Source organism: Methylobacterium sp. Leaf88 (genome assembly GCF_001422795.1).
GTDB lineage: Bacteria > Pseudomonadota > Alphaproteobacteria > Rhizobiales > Beijerinckiaceae > Methylobacterium.
Map to the genome: position 1 here is coordinate 156,458 of NZ_LMMK01000024.1, position 21,501 is coordinate 177,958.

20 protein-coding genes are annotated in these 21,501 nt (G+C 71.2%); 16 read left to right on the forward strand and 4 right to left on the reverse strand.

The window, feature by feature from the left end; all coding sequences use genetic code 11:
• The first annotated feature begins 1 nt into the window (after position 1).
• The 5 genes from cobU (at position 2) to ASF20_RS24170 (ending at position 3,503) form a co-directional block, all read left to right on the forward strand.
• Positions 2–535: a bifunctional adenosylcobinamide kinase/adenosylcobinamide-phosphate guanylyltransferase gene (gene cobU, locus ASF20_RS15070; protein ID WP_200927236.1), complete on the forward strand. Its 534-nt coding sequence runs from the start codon at positions 2–4 to the stop codon at positions 533–535.
• On the forward strand, positions 532–1,131 hold the full coding sequence (gene cobO / locus ASF20_RS15075) for a cob(I)yrinic acid a,c-diamide adenosyltransferase (protein ID WP_056275327.1): 600 nt from the start codon (positions 532–534) through the stop codon (positions 1,129–1,131). Before cobU ends, cobO begins: the two co-directional genes overlap by 4 nt.
• Complete coding sequence (locus ASF20_RS15080) at positions 1,131–1,847, forward strand: hypothetical protein (RefSeq protein WP_056275330.1); 717 nt, start codon at positions 1,131–1,133, stop codon at positions 1,845–1,847. The genes cobO and ASF20_RS15080 overlap by 1 nt, the downstream gene beginning before the upstream one ends.
• A complete protein-coding gene (locus ASF20_RS15085) occupies positions 1,844–3,298 on the forward strand; it encodes a cobyric acid synthase (RefSeq protein ID WP_200927237.1) in 1,455 nt (484 codons plus the stop codon). The genes ASF20_RS15080 and ASF20_RS15085 overlap by 4 nt, the downstream gene beginning before the upstream one ends.
• A gap of 67 nt (positions 3,299–3,365) precedes the next feature.
• Positions 3,366–3,503, forward strand: coding sequence for a hypothetical protein (locus tag ASF20_RS24170; RefSeq protein WP_156648088.1), 138 nt, complete (start codon positions 3,366–3,368; stop codon positions 3,501–3,503).
• Here the strand turns inward: ASF20_RS24170 and ASF20_RS15090 are convergent.
• Positions 3,490–4,632 (reverse strand): DUF3616 domain-containing protein, encoded by a 1,143-nt coding sequence (locus ASF20_RS15090; protein ID WP_056275333.1) that lies wholly within the window; start codon positions 4,630–4,632, stop codon positions 3,490–3,492. The genes ASF20_RS24170 and ASF20_RS15090 overlap by 14 nt on opposite strands.
• Positions 4,629–5,630: an adenosylcobinamide-phosphate synthase CbiB gene (cbiB, locus tag ASF20_RS15095; protein ID WP_056275689.1), complete on the reverse strand. Its 1,002-nt coding sequence runs from the start codon at positions 5,628–5,630 to the stop codon at positions 4,629–4,631. The genes ASF20_RS15090 and cbiB overlap by 4 nt, the downstream gene beginning before the upstream one ends.
• 12 nt (positions 5,631–5,642) lie before the next feature.
• Between cbiB and cobD the strand changes: the two genes are divergently transcribed.
• Positions 5,643–6,647, forward strand: a complete 1,005-nt coding sequence (gene cobD, locus ASF20_RS15100) for a threonine-phosphate decarboxylase CobD (protein WP_056275335.1) — start codon at positions 5,643–5,645, stop codon at positions 6,645–6,647.
• Positions 6,648–6,654: 7 nt separating this feature from the next.
• Here the strand turns inward: cobD and ASF20_RS15105 are convergent, their stop codons facing one another.
• Complete coding sequence (locus tag ASF20_RS15105; protein WP_056275337.1) at positions 6,655–7,845, reverse strand: MFS transporter; 1,191 nt, start codon at positions 7,843–7,845, stop codon at positions 6,655–6,657.
• A gap of 494 nt (positions 7,846–8,339) precedes the next feature.
• On the opposite strand from ASF20_RS15105, the gene ASF20_RS15110 reads away from it, so the two are divergent.
• From ASF20_RS15110 to ASF20_RS15120, 3 genes are all read left to right on the forward strand, one after another.
• A complete protein-coding gene (locus ASF20_RS15110) occupies positions 8,340–8,540 on the forward strand; it encodes a hypothetical protein (RefSeq protein ID WP_056214779.1) in 201 nt (66 codons plus the stop codon).
• Positions 8,541–8,692: 152 nt separating this feature from the next.
• Positions 8,693–10,099, forward strand: a complete 1,407-nt coding sequence (locus tag ASF20_RS15115; protein ID WP_056275340.1) for a malonyl-CoA decarboxylase — start codon at positions 8,693–8,695, stop codon at positions 10,097–10,099.
• Between the two features lie 132 nt (positions 10,100–10,231).
• Complete coding sequence (locus ASF20_RS15120; RefSeq protein ID WP_244476445.1) at positions 10,232–11,761, forward strand: malonyl-CoA synthase; 1,530 nt, start codon at positions 10,232–10,234, stop codon at positions 11,759–11,761.
• Between the two features lie 53 nt (positions 11,762–11,814).
• Here ASF20_RS15120 and ASF20_RS15125 read toward each other — a convergent pair whose 3' ends face one another.
• The gene (locus tag ASF20_RS15125) at positions 11,815–13,512 is read right to left on the reverse strand and encodes a methyl-accepting chemotaxis protein (protein WP_056214788.1); all 1,698 of its coding nucleotides are present in this window, start codon (positions 13,510–13,512) and stop codon (positions 11,815–11,817) included.
• A 465-nt stretch (positions 13,513–13,977) separates the two neighbouring features.
• On the opposite strand from ASF20_RS15125, the gene ASF20_RS15130 reads away from it, so the two are divergent.
• The 7 genes from ASF20_RS15130 to ASF20_RS15160 all read left to right on the forward strand — a co-directional run.
• Complete coding sequence (locus ASF20_RS15130) at positions 13,978–15,132, forward strand: YihY/virulence factor BrkB family protein (RefSeq protein WP_056275348.1); 1,155 nt, start codon at positions 13,978–13,980, stop codon at positions 15,130–15,132.
• 119 nt (positions 15,133–15,251) lie between these two features.
• Entirely contained in the window at positions 15,252–15,662 is a 411-nt protein-coding gene (gene msrB, locus ASF20_RS15135) for a peptide-methionine (R)-S-oxide reductase MsrB (RefSeq protein ID WP_056275350.1), read from the forward strand.
• 324 nt (positions 15,663–15,986) lie between these two features.
• Complete coding sequence (locus ASF20_RS15140; RefSeq protein ID WP_056275692.1) at positions 15,987–16,910, forward strand: hypothetical protein; 924 nt, start codon at positions 15,987–15,989, stop codon at positions 16,908–16,910.
• 368 nt (positions 16,911–17,278) lie between these two features.
• Complete coding sequence (locus ASF20_RS15145) at positions 17,279–18,682, forward strand: dicarboxylate/amino acid:cation symporter (RefSeq protein WP_056275354.1); 1,404 nt, start codon at positions 17,279–17,281, stop codon at positions 18,680–18,682.
• A gap of 24 nt (positions 18,683–18,706) precedes the next feature.
• The gene (locus ASF20_RS15150; RefSeq protein ID WP_056275357.1) at positions 18,707–19,606 is read left to right on the forward strand and encodes an ROK family protein; all 900 of its coding nucleotides are present in this window, start codon (positions 18,707–18,709) and stop codon (positions 19,604–19,606) included.
• A gap of 74 nt (positions 19,607–19,680) precedes the next feature.
• Positions 19,681–20,706: a metalloregulator ArsR/SmtB family transcription factor gene (locus ASF20_RS15155; RefSeq protein WP_056275360.1), complete on the forward strand. Its 1,026-nt coding sequence runs from the start codon at positions 19,681–19,683 to the stop codon at positions 20,704–20,706.
• 76 nt (positions 20,707–20,782) lie between these two features.
• Positions 20,783–21,501 (forward strand): methylenetetrahydrofolate reductase (locus ASF20_RS15160; protein ID WP_244476446.1); only part of this gene is annotated, 719 nt, incomplete at its 3' end.

The following is a 21,501-nucleotide window of genomic DNA, read 5'->3' on the forward strand; positions in this document are numbered from 1 at the left end:
CATGCCGCATCCTCCACCCAGACTGACCCTCGTGCTCGGCGGCGCGCGCTCCGGCAAGAGCGCCCATGCCGAGGGGCTGATCGAGGCGCAGCCTCGGCCCTGGCTCTACCTCGCCACCGCCCAGGCCTGGGACGACGAGATGCGCGAGCGCATCGCGCTCCACCGCGCCCGCCGCCCGGACGGCTGGATCACGCAGGACGTGCCGCTCGCCCTGCCCGAGGCGGTCGCCGCCGCGACCGGGCCGGTGCTGGTCGATTGCCTCACCCTCTGGCTCACCAACCTGATCCTGGCGGAGGCCGACGTGCACGCCGCCACCGCCGCGCTGCTCGCGGCCTGCGCGGCGGCCCCCGGCCCGGTGGTCCTGGTGGGCAACGAGGTCGGCCTCGGGATCGTGCCGGACAACGCGCTGGCCCGCCGTTTCCGCGATGCGGCGGGGCGCCTGCACCAGCGCCTCGCGGCCCAGGCGGACCGCGTCGTCCTCACGGTGGCGGGCCTGCCCCTGATCGTGAAACCCCAACCCGGAGCCACCCCATGACCGACGCCGACCGCCATCGCGAAAAGATGGAGAAGCGCAAGGCCGTCCAGGATGCCGAGGTGGCGGAGAAGACGATCGAGAAGGGGCTCCTCATCGTCAACACCGGGCCGGGGAAGGGCAAGACCACGGCGGCCCTCGGGCTGATGCTGCGGGCGCTGGGCCACGGCTGGCGCGTCGGCGTGGTGCAGTTCATCAAGGGTGCCTGGGACACCGGCGAGAAGCACGCCCTCACGGCCTTCGGCGACCGGATCGACTGGCACACCCTCGGCGAGGGCTTCACCTGGGAAACCCAGGACAAGGCCCGCGACATCGCCGCCGCCGAGCACGCCTGGGCCAAGGCCCTCGACCTCATGGCCGATCCGACGATCCGCCTCGTGGTACTGGACGAGCTCAACATCGCCCTGCGCTACGACTACCTGGATCTCGAGGCCGTGGTGGCGGCCTTCCGGGCGCGCCGACCGGACCTCCACGTCGTGGTCACCGGCCGCAACGCCAAGCCGGCCCTGATCGAGGCCGCCGACCTCGTCACCGAGATGGCGGTCGTGAAGCATCACTTCGCCGCCGGGGTGAAGGCGCAGGTGGGCATCGAATTCTGATGCGCTTCGTCCTCGGCCCGGTCGGGCTCCTTGTCCTGTCGGGCATCCATCCGGCCTGCGCTGAAACCGCGCCGGCCTGGCCGGCCAGCTATCTCGGCCGCGTCGAGGCCCTGGCGGTGGTGGAGGGCCTGAACGCCCGGCTGCTCGCCAGCCGCTCCGCCACCGCGACCCTCGAAGGCTGGTGCGCCGAGCACGGTATGGCCGCGACGCCGCGGCTCGCGGCGAATCGGCAGCGCGGCGCGGACAAGCCCGCCTCGGAGGAGACGCGCCGGCGCCTGAATGCCGGCCCCGACACCGTCCTCCGCTACCGTCAGGTGCGGCTCGCCTGCGGCGACCACGTCCTGTCGGAGGCGGACAACTGGTACGTGCCCGAGCGCCTGACCCCGGAGATGAACCGCCTGCTCGAGACCACCGACACGCCGTTCGGCCGGGCGGTCCAGGCCCTCGGCACGACGCGGCAGACCATCGGGGCGGAACTCCTGTGGCAGCCCCTGCCGCAAGGGTGGGAGCAGGCGCCGCCCCCGGCGTCGACCTGCGGCGACCTCGCGATTCCCGACCATCTGTTCCGGCACCGGGCCGTGCTGTTCACGGCGGAGCGCGTGCCGTTCTCGGAGGTGGTCGAGACCTACGGGGCCGCCATCCTGGCCTTTCGTCGCGCCGCGCGGCCCGCCGATCCGGCCTGCGCCGCATCCCCGTCGGACGGCCCGCAGCCATGACCCGCGCCCTCATGATCCAGGGCACCGGCTCGGATGTCGGCAAGTCGCTGATCGTGACCGGGCTGTGCCGGGTCTTCGCGCGGCGCGGGCTCGCCGTGCGGCCCTTCAAGCCGCAGAACATGTCGAACAATGCCGCCGTCACCGCCGATGGCGGCGAGATCGGGCGGGCCCAGGCGTTGCAGGCGCGGGCGGCGGGGGTGGCGCTCTCGGTGCACATGAACCCGGTGTTGCTGAAGCCCCAGAGCGAGACCGGCAGCCAGGTCGTGGTCCAGGGCCGCATGGTCGGCACCGCCAGGGCGCGGGACTATCAGGCCTGGAAGCCGCGTCTCCTCGCCTCCGTGCTGGAGAGCTTCTCGTACCTGAAGGCGCAAGCCGACCTCGTGGTGGTGGAGGGGGCGGGCTCGGCGTCCGAGGTCAACCTGCGGGCCGGCGACATCGCCAATATGGGATTCGCCCGCGCCACCGGCACGCCGGTGATCCTGCTCGGCGACATCGACCGGGGCGGCGTCATCGCCAGCCTCGTGGGCACCAAGGCGGTGATCGACCCGGAGGACGCCGCGATGATCCGGGGCTTCCTCGTCAACCGCTTCCGCGGCGATCCCAGCCTGTTCGCCGACGGCATGGCCACCATCGCGCAGGCGACCGGCTGGCCGAGCTTCGGGCTGATCCCGCACTTTCCCGACGCAGCGCGCCTGCCGGCGGAGGACGCCCTCGGCCTCGCGGGCTCGGACTCCGGATCGGCCCGGCGCAGGGTCGTTGCCGTGCCGGTGCTGCCGCGCATCGCCAATTTCGACGACCTCGACCCGCTTCGGGCCGAGCCCGACGTGGCGGTGGTGCTGGTGCGCCCGGGCGAGCCGATCCCGGTGGCCGACCTCGTGCTCCTGCCGGGCTCGAAGACCACCATCGACGACCTCGACGCCTTTCGCGCGGAGGGCTGGGACATCGACCTGCGCGCCCATGTCCGGCGCGGCGGGCGGGTGCTCGGGCTGTGCGGCGGCTACCAGATGCTCGGCCGGCGCATCGACGACCCGCACGGCATCGAGGGTGCGCCCCGCTCCGTGCCGGGTCTCGGGCTCCTCGACGTCGAGACCGTGATGACGCCGGTGAAGCATCTGGCCGCCGTGACCGGCACGAGCCAGCCGGACGGCGTGCCGTTCTCGGGCTACGAGATGCATGTGGGCGACACCTCCGGGCCGGACACCGCGCGTCCGGCGATCCGGCTCGCGGACGGGCGCCTCGACGGCGCGGTCTCGGCCGACGGCCGCGTCACCGGCACCTACGTGCACGGCCTGTTCGCCGACGACCGCCAGCGGGGCGCCTGGCTCGGTCGCCTGGGGGCGGCCCCGAGCGGGCTGGCCTACGAGGCCGGCATCGAGGCGGTACTCGACCGGCTCGCGGATCATTGCGAGGCGCATGTCGCCTGCGACGCGCTGCTCGCCCTGGCCTCGTAGCGTCCCGACGGTTTTAGGCTTGGCGCCGGAACGCCTGCCTCACGACGGGTGCGGCGAGGAAGCCTCCATGATCCCGTCCCCGCCCCGGATCGACCCCGGCCTCGGCCTCGGCGCGAGCCTGATGTTCGTCGTGCTCTCGGCGCTCCGCCGCGACGCCGCGCGCCGGGGCGCGGCGGAAGCCGGCCCGAGCCTCAGGGGGGCGTAGGCGCGCCCCTCTCCGGGATCGGCACCGCGTAGGCGTGCGGCGCCCCGTTCCGAAGGCTGTCGAACAGGACGAGGACCCGGCCCGATCCGAGCGGGACCACGGCCTCGGCCTTGCCGTCGATGACCTTGCCCTTCTCGTTCTCGCCGCGGACCGGCGCGAGGGTGGCGACGGGGGTCAGGGCGCCGGAGGGCAGGTCGACGAGGGACAGCCGAAAGGGAACGGGCAGGCCGTTGCGGGACGAGCCCGTGAGCACCAGCATCCGTCCGTCGGGCAGGATCGTGAGGTCGCGGACGCCCGCATCGGGTCCGGCCTCCAGGGGGATCGTGCCGATTTCGGCCGACAGGGCGGCGTTTCCATCCGCGAACAGCGCCTCGACCGGTACGGAGACGAGGAAGGCCTTGCCCGCGAGGCTCGGTGCCCGCAGGCCCGCGTAAAGGCGCCCGCCCACGACCGCGAGCCCTTCGACGTTCAGGCCGTTCGGCTGCGGCGTGCCCTCCGGCGGCAAGGCGTTCCAATCGAATTCCAGGTCGCGCAGCACGGAGTCGCGCACGGGCGCGGAGGCCATCAGGGCGTCGAACAGGCGGTAGGTGCTCACTGTCTCCGCGGCGGCGGTGCCGTCGGCGTTCGGCCGCAGGCGCGTGAGGATCATCGACGACAGTTTGTACCTGCGCTTGCCCCGGGTGCAGCCGTGCGACCCGGTGACGTAGAAGAAGGGCTCGGCATAGGCCACGGCCTCGCCGTCGAGCTGATCGAACCTGCCCGGACCGCCGCTGCATCGGGATTGCGCGGGGGGCGTGCCCCGGATGGCCGGCGAGGGCGCCGTGCCGAGGTCGTAGGCGGTGGCGCCGGGCGTCAGCGTGGTGCCGGCGAGGCGGGCGAACTGCGCGCCGCGGTTCTCGTCGTTGACCACGACGCAGAGGCGGCTGCCGTCCGCGTCGGTCGGGCGGCAGGCCATGCCGCTGAGGTCGTAGGCCCCGTCGCCCTTCGTCTCGCCGTCGAAATCGCGGGTGACGGTGTAGGGCGTCGGCATGCCCTCGGCGGTGCGGCCGGGGGTCGGAGCGGCGAGGCCGAGGGCGGCCAGCGCCAGGGCTCCCCGTCGCCCGAGGCGTGTCGTCTTCGACCGGATCATGCGAGGGCGACCTTGAGGAGGACCAGGAGGAGGAGGGCGAGCCCGAACAGGAATCCGCACGCCGTGCGGTAGAGCGCAAGCGCCCGTTCCACGTCGGCCGGGGTCGCCTCCGTGCGCCCGTCGCCCATCCAGCCATCCGCGACGCGGGTGGTGCCGTAGGTTCGGGGGCCGGCGAGCGCCAAGCCGAGAGCCCCCGCCATGGCGGCCTCCGGCCAGCCGGCATTGGGCGAGCGGTGGCGGCCGGCATCCCGCCGCACCGCCCGCCAGGCTTGGCCGGGCGAAGCGCCGGCATGGACGGCCGCGGCCGCGACGAGGAGCAGGGCGGTCAGCCGCGAGGCCGGAAGGTTCACGAGATCGTCGAGGCGGGCGGCGGCCCAGCCATAGGCCTCGTGGCGCGGGGTGCGGTGGCCGATCATGCTGTCGGCGGTGTTGATCGCCTTGTAGAGCGCGCCGCCGGGCAGGCCGCCGACCCCGATCCAGAAGGCCGGCGCCACGATGCCGTCGGAGAAGTTCTCGGAGAGGCTCTCGATGGCCGCCCGGCAGATGCCGGCCTCGTCCAGGGTCTCGGGATCGCGCCCGACGATCATCGACACCGCGCGGCGTCCGCCCGCGAGGCCCTCGCACCGCAGATCGGCCGCCACGCGGGCGACGTGGCTGTGCAGACTGCGCTGGGCCGGCAGGCTCGCCGCCAGCAGGGCGAGGACGAGGAGCGCGGGCAGGAGGCCGGCGGCGCCGGCCAGGGCGGTGAGGGTCAGGGCGAGGCTGCCGACGACCCCCAGAAGCACGAGGAGCCCGGCCACGCCCGCGAGCCGGCGGCGAACCGGCGCCCCCCGGTTCCAGTGGCGGTCGAGGGTCGCGATCAGCGCGCCGATCCAGGTGACAGGATGGCCGAGCGCCCTGTAGAGCCGATCCGGATAGCCGGCTGCCGCCTCGACGGCGAGGGCGAGCACCAGGACGATGAGCGTATCGGGCGGATGGGTGAGGGCGGTCCAGGACATGCGGTCTCGGTGATGGCGCGCGGCCCGGGGATGGGTGACGGAATCGCCCATGGCGGCGATCTCGATGCCGCTCGACGCCTCTTCCCGCAAGCGCTCGAGCCCTGGCTGGATCTCTCCACGGGGATCAATCCGGTGCCCTATCCGTGTCCGGCCCTCGACGCCAGCGCCTTCCGGCGCCTGCCTTCGGCCGCCGACCTCGGCGCCCTGCGCGCGGCCGCCGCCGACGCCTACGGGGTGGCCGATCCGGACCGGATCGTCGCCGCGCCCGGAACCCAGATCCTGATCGAGACCCTGCCGCGCCTCGTGACACGCGCCCGCGTCGCCGTGGTGGGGCCTACCTATGCCGAGCACGCCGCCGCCTGGGCCCGGGCCGGCCACGCCGTCGTGACCGTCCCGGGGCTCGGGGCGGCCCGGGACACGGACGTGGTCGTCGTCGTGAACCCCAACAATCCGGACGGACGGACCTGGGAGGCCGGAACGCTGCGGGCGCTCGCCAACGACCTGGCGGGCCGCGGGGGCCTGCTCGTCGTCGATGAGGCCTTCGCCGACCTGGAGCCGATCGAGACCCTGGGGCCCTCCCTCGGCCCGGGCCTCGTGGTCCTGCGCTCTTTCGGAAAGACCTACGGTCTCGCCGGCATCCGGCTCGGCTTCGCCCTCGGCGAACCGGGCCTCGTCGCCGCCCTCGCGGAGGCGCTCGGGCCCTGGGCGGTCTCGGGCCCGGCGCTGGCCATCGGGCGCGCCGCCCTGTCCGATGCGCCCTGGCGGCGGGAGGCCGCCACCGCCCGGGCCGCGGATGCCGCGCGCCTCGATCGGATGATCCTGCGGGCCGGCGGGACGCCCATCGGCGGCACTTGCCTGTTCCGCACCGCCGACTTTCCCGACGCGCCCGGCCTGTTCGACCGCCTCGGCGCGGCCGGGATCTATGTCCGGCGCTTCGCCGGGACCCCCGCGCGCCTGCGCTTCGGCTTGCCGCCGGACAAGGCGGCCTGGTGCCGGCTGTCGCGGATCCTCCGGTAAGGGACGATCAGGCGCCCCTCGGCTCCAGCACGTTCACGAGGAAGCCCGCGCCCGCCAGGAGGATGCCGACGGCGCAGACGCCGGACCAGCCGGCCATGAGGAAGGCCTGGGAACCGGCGAAGGCCCCGAACGCCCCGAACACGAACATCACCGTGAACAGCACGGTGTTGATCCGCCCGCGGGCGCTCGGAACGAGGGCGTAGACCCGGGTCTGGTTGGCGATGAGGGCGGCGTTGAGGCCGATGTCGATCAGGAGGACCCCGAGGCCCACCGCGATCAGGGACCAGGCGCCGCCCGCCCACAGCACCGCGAAGGCCGCGACCACGAAGAGGGCGCCGGCCACCACCATCGGGCGCGGGCCGCGCCGGTCCGTGAAGCGGCCCGAGAGCGGGGCCACGAAGGCGCCCGCGACGCCGATGACGCCGAACATCCCCGCCCCGGCCGCCGTCAGGTTGAAGGGCGGCGCCTCGACCAGCAGGGCCAGGGTCGCCCAGAAGGCGTTGAAGCTGGCGAAGAGCAGCCCCTGCGACAGGCTCGACCGGCGCAGCACCGGCTGGCTGCGCACGAGGTGGAGGATCGTCAGCATCAGGGCGCGGTAGCGCAGGGGCCGGGTCTGCGGAATCTTCGGCAGCGTGGCGGCGGCGATGCCGGTCATCCCCAGCGCCACGACCGCCGCGGCGAAGAACACCGCCCGCCAGCCGTACTGCGCGCCCACGAGGCCGCTGGCCGTGCGCGCCAGCAGGATGCCGGTGAGGAGGCCGGTCATCACCTGGCCCACCACGCTGCCGCGGGTGGCGTCCGGCGCCAGCTCGGCGGCGAAGGGCACCGCCTGCTGCGCCGCCGAGGCGAGGATGCCGATGACGAGGCTGGACAGGGCCAGGCAGGCGAGGTTCGGGCTCAGCGCCGCGGCCAGGAGCGCCACGGCGAGGCCGAGGGTCTGGCCGATGATCAGGCTCCGGCGGGACAGGCTGTCCCCCAGCGGCACCAGGCCGAGGATGCCGAGCCCATAGCCGACGAGGGAGGCGGTCGGGACCCAGAGGGCGGCACGCTCGCCGAACTCCCCGACGAGGAGCCCGAGGAGGGGCTGGTTGTAGTAGATGTTGGCGACGGCCCCGCCCGCGATCAGGGTCAGCCCGAGCCGGGCCCGCGGCGTGAACCCGTGGCGTCCGGCCGTATCGGCCTGTGCTCCGCCGCTCATGCGGGGCGGCCCCCGGCGACTCCGCGCGCGGACAGGCAGGGGGGCGGGCAGGCTTGGAGGGTCATGCGCGGGATCTCGGGGGGCGGCGGAGCCGGGGCCGCGATGGGATCCGGGCGCCGACGGGGGCATCCGCTGCCCGGTTAGGCCTGCGCACTGGCTTCGGCAACCCGGAACGGTGGGACGAGGGATGGGAATCGGTCTTCGTCGCCCCTGATCGTCCGGCCCGACCTGGACCCTACTCTTTCGCGCACGGAGGCTTTGTCTTGCCGCCACCCGCTCGGCCACGTCGTCGCGGGGTATGTGCGCGGAATTTCAGTCGTCCCATATACCGAATGTTATGGGCGACCTGTGTTGCGGCTTTCCTTCCTGCACCCTGCACTTGGAATTCTGCGCAACTTGCGCTCTGATTGAAATCGGACCCGGTGAGTCGCGGCGTTCGCGGAGGTCAAGTCGGCGCTCCTGCAAGGCCGCGCTCATCGTCCAGGGAGTTTCGAATGGCGACCTACCGCGTCAACTTTGCCAAGCAGATCCTGGGTGTGCCGTTCACGGTCGGCTCGGTGGACATCACCCGCGCCCGGGATCCGATGCGCGCTCTGCGCGCCGCCGAACTGCGCTTCGCCCGGCAGCACGGGGTCGTGGATTGGCGCGAGCGGGCGGACCAGGCGGAGATCGCCCCGGCTTCCGGCCAGGATTAGGGCCGCGCCCCCGCCCTGCGCGTCTTTACGGCCACGGTCTCTGGTCCTGCGCGTGGAGCCGCCCTAAGGTAGCGGCCAAGCCGGGACCCCACGACGCGCGGGGCCGCCGGTGCGCCCAGGTCGGGCGCCAGTGAGGGGGCAGGCGGCGTGCCATGGCGGCGATCTCTTTCTTCGGCGATCTGCTCCAGACCATCAGCGACCGGGGCCGGGATCTCATCGGCATCGGGCGGGGTGACCTGGCGGCCCGTGTCACCGCTCAGGAACTGGTCAAGCTCTGCGAGGATCTGATCTCCCGGCGCGGCGAGGCCTCCGGGGTGGCCCTGGCCCGGCTGATCCTCGAACGCTACGCCACCCTGGCCCGGCCCGAGCGTACCGGTTTTCTGCGCCTCGTCGCCACCGAGTTCGCCGCCGACCATGCCGCCGTGGACGAGGCGATCGCGGCCTACCGGGCCGATCCAACCCGGGCGGCCCTGGGCGCCCTCCACGATGCGGCCGAGCCGCGGAGCCAGGAACTCATCCGCCGCCTGAACCTCGCCAAGGACGGGACCCGCGCCCTGGTGCGGATGCGCGAGGACCTGTTCGGGCTGCGCCGCGAGCTCCGTCAGGAGGAGGCCGACCCCGACCTCATCGACGCCGCCGACAGTCTCGACAGCGATTTCGAGCACCTGTTCGCCTCGTGGTTCAACCGCGGCTTCCTGGTCCTGCGCCACATCGACTGGACGACCCCGGCCCACATCCTCGAGAAGATCATCCGCTACGAGGCGGTGCACGAGATCACCGGGTGGGACGACCTGCGCCGGCGGATCGAGCCGACGGATCGGCGCTGCTTCGCGTTCTTCCATCCCGCCCTGGTCGACGAGCCGCTGATCTTCGTCGAGGTCGCGCTCACCGCCGGCATCGCCCCCGCCATCGCGCCGATCCTGGCCCATGAGCGCGAGCCCCTGCCGCTGAAGGCCGCCACCACGGCGATCTTCTACTCGATCTCGAACTGCCAGAAGGGGCTGGCCGGCGTCACCTTCGGCAACTTCCTGATCAAGCAGGTGGTCGAGGACCTCGCCCGGGAGATCCCGAGCCTGAAGACCTTCGTCACCCTCTCGCCGGTCCCGGGCTTCTCCGCCTGGCTCGACCGCGAGCGCCGCTCCGACGCGCCGCAGGGGCTGACCCGCGATGACGTCGAGGCCCTGCGCATCATCGATGAACCGGACTGGCAGACCGACAAGGCCAAGTGCGAGGCCGTGCGCAAGGCGATGATCCCGGCGGCGGCCGCCTATTTCCTGCGCGCCAAGAACGAGCGCGGGCGGCCCCTCGACCCCGTCGCCCGGTTCCATCTCGGCAATGGCGCCCGGCTGGAGCGGCTGAACTTCCTCGGTGACGTCTCCCCCAAGGGGCTCGCCCAATCGCGCGGCCTGATGGTCAACTACCTCTACGATCTCTCGGCCATCGAGAAGAACCACGAGACCTATGCCAATCTCGGGACCGTCGCCGCCTCCAGCGCGGTGAGCCGCGAGCTCCGGAGCAACCTGCCGCCGATGCGGGCGGTGGCCCTGGCCGAGGCCTGAGCCGTCCGCGCCGCGCTTGAGCGGCACCGCATTTCCCGCCATTCCGATGGAGCGAAGCGAAGATCGTAGGAAACCGACGATCGACAGCGTATTCGTCCCTGCCATCTTCGCCCCGTCATGTCCGAAACGCCGATGACCAATCACCTCTTCGATCTCGTCCGCCAGAGCCTGCCGGCCGATCCCGCCGCCAAGCTGTTCCTGGAGACCGGCGAGGGCGCCCGCTACTCCTACGCGGACCTCATCGTGCGCTCGGGCGCCTACGCCGCGGCCCTGGCGGCCGCCGGGGTGAAGCCCGGGGACCGGGTGGCGGTGCAGGCCGAGAAGAGCCCGGAATTCCTGTTCCTGTATCTCGGCGCGGTTCGGGCCGGGGCGGTGTTCCTGCCCCTGAACACCGCCTACACCCCCACCGAGATCGCCTACTTCCTGGGCGACGCCGAGCCGGCCCTGTTCGTCTGCGATCCGGCCAAGCACGAGGCCCTCGCGCCCGTGGCGCGGGATGCCGGCGTGCCGGTGGTGCACACCCTCGACGCGCGGGGCCACGGCACCCTGGCCGAGGCCGCCGATGCCGAGACGGAAGCCTTCTCCGACGTGGCGCGCGGCCCGGACGACCTCGCGGCCATCCTGTACACCTCGGGCACCACGGGGCGCTCCAAGGGCGCCATGCTGAGCCACGAGAACCTCGCCACGAACGCCCGCACCCTCGTCCAGGCCTGGCGCTTCACGGCGGAGGACGTGCTGCTCCACGCGCTGCCGGTATTCCACACCCACGGCCTGTTCGTCGCCACCAACACGGTGCTGGCCAGCGGCGGAACGATGCTGTTCCTGGGGCGGTTCGATCCGACCCAGGTCCTCGCCCTTCTCCCGCGCGCCACCGCCATGATGGGCGTGCCGACCTTCTACACCCGCCTGCTGAAGGAGGCCGGCCTGACGCCGGACGCCACCGCCGGAATCCGTCTGTTCGTGTCGGGGTCGGCGCCGCTGCTGGCCGAGACGCACCGCGACTGGCAGGCCCGCACGGGCCACGCCATCCTCGAGCGCTACGGCATGACCGAGACCAACATGAACACCTCGAACCCCTACGTGGGCGCGCGGGTGGCGGGCACCGTCGGCCCGGCCCTGCCGGGCGTGGCCGTGCGGGTGGTCGACCCGGAGACCGGGGCGGTCCTGGCGGCCGATGCCGTCGGCATGATCGAGGTGAAGGGTCCGAACGTCTTCCAGGGCTACTGGCGGATGCCGGAGAAGACGGCGGCCGAGTTCAAGGCCGACGGCTTCTTCATCACCGGCGACCTCGGCAAGATCGACCCGGACGGCTACGTCCACATCGTCGGGCGCGGCAAGGACCTCATCATCACGGGGGGCTACAACGTCTACCCGAAGGAGATCGAGAACGAGATCGACGCCCTCCCGGGCGTGGTCGAGTCCGCGGTGATCGGCCTGCCCCATGCCGATTTCGGCGAGGGCGTCACGGCGGTGGTGGTCGGCCGTGCCGACGTGCCGGACGAGGCCGCGATCCTGCGCACGCTCGAAGGCCGGCTCGCCCGCTACAAGTGCCCCAAGCGCGTCCTCTTCGTCGAGGAATTGCCGCGCAACACCATGGGCAAGGTCCAGAAGAACCTGCTGCGGGACGCCCATGCGGGCCTCTACGCGCCCGGCGGCGCCTGAGGCGGCACCGCCGGCGGGCCCCAGCGCGGGACGGCCTTCGCTGGGTCCGTCCGCTACGCCGCCCGGACGGTGCCGAGGAAGTTCTGGACCTCGGCGCTGAGGTGCTCCGACTGACGCGACAATTCCCCGGCGGCCCCGAGCACCTGGGCGGCGGCGGCGCCGGTCTCCTCGGCCGCCTGGGCGACGCCCGTGATGGTGCTGGTGACGTCCGTGGTCCCCACCGAGGCCTGGGCCACGTTGCGGACGATCTCCTGCGTCGCGGCACTCTGCTGCTCCACCGCCGCCGCGATCGCCGTCGCCACCGTGTTGATGTCGCGGATGCGCGTCGTGATCGAGCCGATCGCCGTGACCGCGTGGCCCGTGGCACCCTGGATATGCCCGATCTGGCTTCCGATTTCGTCGGTGGCCCGGGCGGTCTGGTTGGCGAGTTCCTTCACTTCCGCCGCCACCACGGCGAAGCCGCGTCCCGCCTCCCCGGCGCGGGCCGCCTCGATGGTGGCGTTGAGGGCCAGCAGATTGGTCTGGCCGGCGATCGTCGAGATCAGGCTCACCACGTCGCCGATCCGGGACACGGCGGCGCTCAGCTCCTGGACCAGGGCCGAGGTGGTGTCGGCCTCGGTCACGGCCGACTGCGCCATCTGGGAGGAGTTCGAGACCTGGCGGCCGATCTCCTGCACAGAGTTGCCGAGTTCCTCGGCGGCCGCCGCCACGGTGCTCACGTTGACGGAGGCTTCCTCGGCGGCCGTCGCCACGGTGATGGATTGCGATGCGGTCTCGCGGGCGGTGGTGGTCAGGGTCCCCGCCGTCGCCTGCAGTTCGGTCGACGACGCGGAGACCATGCCGATGATGCCGCCCACGGCACCCTCGAAGCTGTCCGCGAGTTCGATCATCGTTGCGCGGCGTGCGGCCACTGCGGCCTCGTCGGCAATGCGGCGGATCTGCGCTTCCTCGGCACTCTTCCGGGCGACCATCGCCTTGATGCCGTCCACCGCCTTGCCGACGGCGCCGATCTCGTCGCCGCGCCGGGCCTCCGGAATGTCTGCATCGATCTCGCCCTGGGCCATGCGGTTCAGGATCACGACCAGACGGCCCAGCGGCCGGGTGATTCCGAAGACCACGATGGTGCCGCACAGGAGGGCAGCCAGAACGAGACCGATGGCGGTGACGGTGATCAGCCGTTCGATCGCGATCGACATGTCCGCTTCGAGCGCCTGCTTGCCGGCCTTCATCTCCTCGGCGACCCGCTGCGCACGCTGCTCCACCAGCCTGTTCAGATTGAGCCGGGCGGGTTGCGCATCGTGCTGGACGATCTGGGCTGCGACTGCATTCTCATTCCGGAGCCCGTGCTCGATGGACCGCGCCAGGACTGCGAAATAGGCCTCAGCCAAGCTTCGCAGATCCTTACCGATCTTGCGGCGTTCCGGCGTTTCGGCCAGTGCGATCAGCGTATCGATGACCTCAAGCGCCCCGGCCGTGGCCGACGCATACTGCGCCTTGTATTGCGCCATCGGGACTTCTTCGGTTTCCAGGATGATGTTCCGGGTCAACAGGGCCGCTTCCGCGATCTTCAGCTGCGCCTTGAGGTAAGCTTCCTGCCGCGCGCTGAGAACTTCGATCACTTGCCGCGACTGGTCGGCGATGTTGTTCAGCGACGCGCGGGCGTAGAGGACGAGCCCGATGCTGAGGGCGCCCAGGGCGAACAGGGGAAGGGCGATCTTTGCCAGGACGCTGGCTTGATTGACGAAACGCACGTGCTTGGCTCCGCGGGTTGAAAAGCCATCGAATATGAGAGCTTCCGTGATGCGGGAGACTGGTATTGTTTGGTTAAAACATCCTTTATGAGCTTTCAATATTTAACGAAAATAATAGAGATGCGCGGTATAGCAATCATTGATCTAGAAATGTTGTCTTTCAAGGTTTTGTTCGATTGGTTGTGCTAGATCTGAGGCGTGCCTGCGTCCGGTCGAGATGTCTTTAAGGTTCAAGGCGGTGTGCTGACGCGGTCGGGGAAGCGCACCGCTTGTTTCGGTCATGTCCGCCGTCGCTTTATCTGCGCCGAGATTGGGCCGTGAGACGATCAACTTTCGAAATCGGGCGCGATGCGGAAGCCCGAGGAGGCGTGGCCGGAGCCGGAACGGTCAAGCCTGCGTCACGTTGATCCCGGGCGCCGAGACGACGCGGCGCCGAAGCACCGTCCATCCCGTTCCGGTCCTGCCATGCCATCTCCCTTCCGCCGCAGTCCCGTACCCGATGGTGAGGCGGCGAATTCCATCCTGTGGACGCTGCTGCTCGGGACTGCGCTGATCGCGCTCGCCGCCGCACCCCGGCGCGCGACCCGGACGCGTCCCGCCGCCGAGTCCGCCCCGCCCTCCACGGAGCCGGGCGCCCGCTCCCACGAGGGAGCGGCGGCGGCCTACGTCGCGGCGACGCAGGTCGCGCGCGGGCGCGCCGCGGGCTCGCCCACCGAGATCACCGCCTCGGGCTGGAAGGACATCCTCTACCGGGTCTATCTCGAGTTCAATCAGGACCGGGTCCTGTCGGTGGCGGCGGGCGTGACCTTCTACTCGCTGCTCTCGCTGTTCCCCGCCATCGCCGCGCTCGTCTCCTGCTACGGCCTCGTGGCGGATGTCGGCTCGATCAACGAGCATCTCGCGAGCATGCAGGGCGTGCTGCCCTCCGGCGCCATCGAGATCATCGGCGACCAGGTCAAGCGCATCGCCGCCAAGGGCAACGGCACCCTCGGCCTGACCTTCTTTACCAGCCTTCTGCTCTCCCTCTGGAGCGCCAATGCCGCCATGAAGGCGATGTTCGACGCCCTGAACGTGGTCTATGAGGAGGAGGAGAAGCGCTCCTTCATCATGCTGAATCTGCGCTCGCTCACCTTCACCATCGGGGCGCTCGTCTTCACCATCCTGGCCCTCACGGGCATCGTCGTGTTGCCGGTGGTGTTCACGTTCGTGGGCCTGAGCGACACCGCCTGGCTCGTCGCCCTGCTGCGTTGGCCCGCGCTCCTGGTCGTCCTCCTCGGAGGCCTGTCCCTGCTTTATCGCTACGGTCCGAGCCGCCAGCGGCCGCGCTGGCGCTGGGTCGGGGTCGGCGGCGCGGTGGCGGGCCTGCTGTGGCTCCTCGCGTCGATCCTGTTCTCCTGGTACGTCTCCAGCTTCGGCAACTACAACGAGACCTACGGCTCCCTCGGCGCCGCGATCGGCTTCATGACCTGGATCTGGATCTCCACGACGATCGTCCTCCTGGGTGGCGAGATCAACGCCGAGATGGAGCACCAGACCGCGCGCGACACCACCACCGGCCCCGAGCGGCCCATGGGCGCCCGCCGGGCGCGCATGGCCGACACCCTCGGCGCCGTCGCCTGAGGGCGGCCTCCCCACGGGGGCGTCGGGGGCCTATCTAAGCGGCATCGTCCCCGCCTCTGAGGAGCACAGGCCCGATGTCTTCGCCTCCCACGTCCTCTTCCCCCACGTCCTCTTCCTCCATGTCTTCGGCCGCCGCGGACGAGATCCAGACCCGCAGCGAGGCCGAATGGCGCGAGATCCTCACGCCGGACCAGTATCGCGTGCTGCGCGAGCACGGCACCGAGCGGGCCGGGACCAGCTGCCTCAACGCCGAGAAGCGTCCGGGCGTGTTCCACTGCGCCGGCTGCGACGCCCCGCTCTTCGTCACCGGCACCAAATTCGAGAGCGGGACCGGCTGGCCGAGCTTCTTCGATCCCCTCGACGACGCGGTGGAGACGACCGTCGACCGCAGCCACTGGATGACCCGCACCGAGGTGCATTGTGCCCACTGCAAGGGCCATCTCGGCCACGTCTTCGATGACGGTCCGCCGCCCACCGGACTGCGCTACTGCATGAACGGCCTCTCCCTGCGCTTCGAGCCGGAGGCCTGACGGGCATCGGCACGAGGGACCGATCGGGTTTCGATGGGGACGGATCGACGGATGAGGGGGAGCGACGGCGGGGATGGTCTTGATTTCGCCGTCGTTTTGCTTAGTCCGGAACGAGAATTATTAACCGATCTGCCCCGGCTACGCGGGGAATGAACGCAGATCATATCCTATGTCATTGTTCCACGTGGAGGGCCGCCGGGCTCGGCGCGGGGAACCACCTGAAAGCCGGTCTGTCCACCTCGCGTCGCGGGAGGTCGGCGGCCCTGACGTCAGTGTCCGCCCGGATCTCTATCGCCGGGTCGACCGACATCGCGGAGAATGTCGATGAGCCTCGTACGCCGGTTTCTCGTGGCCCCCGCCCTGGTCCGCCTCATCCGCAAGGAGCGCGGAGGCTCCCGGATCACAGAGGGCTACTTCGCCCCCCAGGCCGGCCGCGTCTCCTACGTCCGGGTCGACGGGCAGGCCTGCCACCTCGTCCTGGTGACCACCGCACCGGACGGAACGTCCAGCGAAGAGCGCACCGATGTGCCGCGCGCGCACGGCGATGCGCTGATGGATGTCTGCTCGGGCAAGGCCGCCTATGACCGCACGGCGCTCGCCCTCGGCGGCGGCCGCGAGGCGCTGATCGACCGCTACGTGGCGCCCGGCGAGTTCGACCTCGTGAGCGTGTCCTTCGACGGCGCCGACGAGGGCCAGGGTTTCCCGGTGCCGGCCTGGTTCGGTCCCGAGGTCACCGGCGATCCGAGCTACGACCGGCACGCGGTGGCCCTGCAGGGCGTGCCGCATCCCGGCGAGATCGGCCTGTCCAATGCCGCCCTCGACGCCGTTCTCGACCTGATCGAGCCGCGCTTCGGCTTCGGCCGCTACGGCGCCCCGAAGGCCAATGCCGGTGACGGCGACGGGATGATGAAGGCGCTGCGCCGGGTCGCGGGCGGAAGCGCGGCGGCGGCACCGGTCGCCGCCGAGGCCGCACCCGCGCCCGCTCCTCCGGCCGAGGAGCCTGCTCCGGTCGAGGCGCAGGCGGCCGCGGTCCCCGAGGCGGGGGATGCGCACGCACAGCCGGAGCCCGCGAGCGAGCCTGCCGCCGAGGGCGCGCCAGCCATCGACTCCCGCATCGACGACGTGATCGAGAGCCTGTCGCAGGCGCTCGGCAACCCGCAGCCGAAGGGCGCCGCGCGCGGCGAGGACGACATCGCCGCCGAGTTCGAGCGCTGGACCGTTCGTCCCCGTCGCACGCAGCAGACCTGAGCGACCGTCGCCGGACAGGGCGGTTCGCCCCGCCCTCCGGGTGATCCGGGCCGGAACGGGCGCCGGCGCGGTCCGATGGGCGCGCGCGACCAGCGACGCGTGGGGCGAGGCCTGTCCCACCCGGCCGGCCCTCGCGCGAGCGCCGGCAGGCACCCGTGCCGAAGATCCGCATCCGCGCCGAGAGCCGAAACTGGCGATCTCCCGGCGCCAGTCTGCCTGCCCGCCGCCGGGACTTTTTCCCGCGAAGGGCATGTAAGCGCTCGTGGTTTGTCATTGCAGCCCACCGCCCGCGATTGAGCGACGCGAATAAACTGGCTAGCGTCGGGATTAACAATCAGTGGGTTGCGCAGAGCGCAGCGGGAGGGATCATGGCCCAGGCGACGACGTACGGAACGGCACCGGCCGCGGTCCCACGTCCGGTCAAGGAGCCCTGGTACAAGGTGCTCTACATCCAGGTGCTGATCGCGATCGCCCTCGGTGTGCTCCTCGGCTGGCTGCAGCCCGAATGGGGCAAGTCGGTCAAGTGGCTCGGGGATGCCTTCATCGCCCTGATCAAGATGATGATCGCGCCGATCATCTTCTGTACCATCGTGCACGGCATCGCCTCGATCGGCGACCTGAAGAAGGTCGGCCGCGTCGGGTTGAAAGCGCTCGTCTACTTCGAGGTGGTCTCCACCATCGCGCTGCTCATCGGCGTTCTCGTGGGCGAGGTCGTCAGGCCGGGTGCCGGCTTCAATGCCGACGTCACCAAGCTCGATGCCAAGGCCGTGGAGAAATACGCCAAGATGGCCGCCGACGATTCGGTGACCGGCCACATCATGGCGCTGATCCCGAAGAGCTTCTTCGACGCCTTCGCCACCGGCGACCTGCTGCAGGTGCTGCTGATTTCGATCCTCACCGGCGTCGTCGTCACCGGGATGGGCCAGCGCGGCGAGGCCATCACCCACGCCATCGACACGGCCGGGCAGATTTTCTTCCGCATCATCGGCCTGGTGGTGAAGCTCGCCCCCATCGGGGCCTTCGGCGCCATGGCCTTCACCATCGGCCAGTACGGCATCGGCAAGGTGATCGACCTCGCCTGGCTCGTCGGCACCTTCTACGTCACCGCCTTCCTGTTCGTGATCCTGGTGCTCGGCGGCATCGCCCGGGTCGCCGGATTCTCGATCTTCAAGTTCCTCGCCTACATCAAGGACGAGCTCCTGATCGTCCTCGGCACGTCGTCTTCCGAGACCGTGCTGCCGCACATGATGACGAAGATGCGCCGCCTCGGCGCGTCGGACTCGGTGGTGGGCCTCGTGATCCCGACGGGCTACTCGTTCAACCTCGACGGCACCAACATCTACATGACCCTGGCCTCGCTGTTCCTGGCCCAGGCCGTGGGGGCCGACCTGTCCTTCGGCCAGTACGCCACGATCATCCTGGTGGCGATGCTGACCTCCAAGGGCGCGTCCGGCGTCACCGGCGCGGGCTTCATCACCTTGGCGGCCACGCTCAGCGCCATCCCCAACAACCCCGTGCCGGTGGCGGCCATGACCCTGATCCTCGGCGTCGACAAGTTCATGTCGGAGTGCCGCGCCATCACGAACCTGATCGGCAACGGCGTCGCCACCGTGGTGGTCAGCCGCTGGGAGGGCGAGCTCGACACGGAGAAGCTGCGCCAGGTCATGGCGCACCCGGTTTCCATCGGCACCGACATCTCCGACCACGCACCCGAGATGGAGTCGAGCGCCACCGCCGCGGCGGCGTCCCCGATCCCGGCCGCGGCGCGCTGACGGGACCCGGACCTGTCCGAACCTCTGCGCATCGGCATCGATCTCGGCGGCACCAAGATCGCCGGGATCGCCCTCGCGTCCGATGGCACGACGCGGGCCGAGCAGCGGATCGCCACGCCGCGAGACGATTACGCCGCGACGCTGACGGCCATCGCGGGACTGGTCTGCGACCTGGAGGCGCGAGCGGGAGCCCCCGGCACGGTCGGCATCGGCATGCCCGGTGCGATCTCGCCGCGGACCGGACTCGTCAAGAACGCGAACTCGGTCTGGCTGAACGGCCGGCCCTTCGCGCAGGATCTCGAGCGAGGTCTCGCCCGCCCGGTGCGTCTCGAGAACGATGCCAACTGCCTCGCGGTCTCCGAGGCCGTGGACGGCGCCGGCGCCGGCCTGCCCGTCGTCTGGGCCATCATCCTGGGGACCGGCGTCGGCTCCGGGATCGCCCTTCGGGGCCGTGCCCTCTCGGGACGTGACCGGATCGCCGGCGAGTGGGGCCACAACCCGCTGCCATCCCCCCGCGACGACGAGCGTCCCGGCCCCGCCTGCTATTGCGGCCGGCACGGATGCCTCGAAACCTGGGTCTCCGGTCCGGCGCTGGCCGCCGACCACGCCCGCCGCACCGGTACGGCGACCCGGGGCGAGGGCGTGATCGCGGCCCTGCGGGCGGGCGACGCGGAGGCCCGGGCGACCGTCGACCGCTACCTGGATCGCCTCGGGCGCGGCATCGCCCACGGGGTCAACCTGATCGACCCGGACGTCATCGTCATCGGCGGCGGCCTCTCGCGGGTGCCGGAGATCCTCGCGGGCCTCCCCGAACGCGTGGCGCCGCACGTCTTCTCGGATGCGTTCGACACGCCGATCCGCCCGAGCCGGTACGGCGACGCCTCCGGTGTCCGCGGGGCGGCCTGGCTCTGGAACCGGCCCTGAGCGACCGCGCGATCGATCCCGATGGGTGCCCGAGGCGCTTGTCAGCGCATTCGTTTTCACATAAAGATATCTTTATGTCTAACGCGGGACCTTCCTCGGCCACGGCCCTACCGTTTCCGGACGCCCTCGCCATCCTGCGGGCGGCGGCCGAGGAGACGCGCCTGCGCATCCTCGCACTCCTGGCCGCCGGAGAGCTCTCGGTTTCCGATCTGACTGACATTCTAGGCCAGTCGCAGCCGCGCATCTCGCGCCATCTCAAGCTGCTCGTGGAGGCGGGTCTGGTGGAGCGGCACCGCGAGGGGGCCTGGGCCTTCTTCCGCCTCGTGGAGGATCGGGCCGCCCTGGTCGAGCCGCTGGTGGCCGGGCTCGATGCCGCCCGGGCGCCGCTCTCGGAGGATTTCGCGCGCCTGGAGGCCGTGCGCACCCAGCGGGCCGAGGCCGCCCAGGCCTTCTTCGCCCGTCTCGCCCCCAAGTGGGACCATCTGCGCTCGCTGCACGTGCCGGAGGCCATCGTCGAGGCCGCGGTCCTGGACGTGCTCGGCGACCGGCCGATCCAGAACCTCGTCGATCTCGGCACCGGCACCGGGCGCATGCTCGGGCTCCTGGCGGGCCGCGCCGCCCGGGCGGTCGGGCTCGATTCCAACCACGCGATGCTCTCGGTGGCGCGGGCGAACCTGGAACGCCTCGGCCTGTCGCGGGTCGACCTGCGCCAGGGCGACATCCACGCGCCGCCCTTCGGGCGCGGCGGGTTCGACCTCGTCGTCGTCCATCAGGTGCTGCACTACCTCGACGATCCGACCCGGGCCCTGCGCGAGGCCGCGCGTCTCGTCGCCCCCGGCGGGCGCCTGCTGGTGGTGGACTTCGCCCCCCACGACCTCGAGTTCCTGCGCGAGGCCCAGGCCCATCGCCGTCTCGGCTTCGCGCCCGAGCAGGTGACGGGCTGGCTCAACGATGCGGGCCTGCCCACCGTCACCACCCGGGACCTCGCCCCCACCAGCGAGGTCGAGGACCAGTTGACCGTGACCCTCTGGCTGGCCACCGATGCGGCCGAGAGGGCGGCCCCCGCGCCCGAGATGATCCCGGAGCGGGCCGTCGCCTGAGGGCGACGGCCCGTTTCCACCTGCACCCGAACCTGATCGACGACCGTCTGAACCGATCGACAGAGAGGACGACCCGATGCCTTCCGCCTCCCACCATCGCGCCAGCCGCGACAGCTATCGTCCGATCCGTGTCTCCATCGAGTTCTTCCCCCCGAAGACCGAGGAGATGGAGAAGATCCTCTGGTCCTCGATCGAGCGCCTCGCGCCGCTGCAGCCGAAATTCGTCTCGGTGACCTACGGTGCGGGCGGCTCCACCCGCGAGCGCACCCACAACACCGTCGCGCGGATGGTCAAGGAGACGAGCCTCCAGCCGGCCGCCCACCTCACCTGCGTCGACGCCACCCGCGAGGAGATCGACGCCGTCGTGCAATCCTACTGGGATGCCGGCGTGCGTCACATCGTGGCCCTGCGCGGCGACCCGCAGGACGGGATCGGGACGGCCTACCGGCCGCATCCGGGCGGCTACGCCCAGACCTCCGATCTCGTCGCCGGCATCAAGCGCATCGGCGACTTCAAGGTCTCGGTCTCGGCCTATCCGGAGAAGCACCCGGAGGCCTCCTCCCTCGACGCCGACATCGACGCCCTGAAGGCCAAGGTCGATGCCGGCGCCGACCAGGCGATCACGCAGTTCTTCTTCGAGAACGACATCTACCTGCGCTACGTCGACAAGGTGCGCGCCGCCGGCATCGACATCCCGATCATCCCCGGCATCCTGCCGGTGCAGAACTTCAAGCAGGCGGCGAACTTCGCCCGCCGGACCGGCGCCTCGGTGCCGTACTGGCTCCCCCCCCCCCC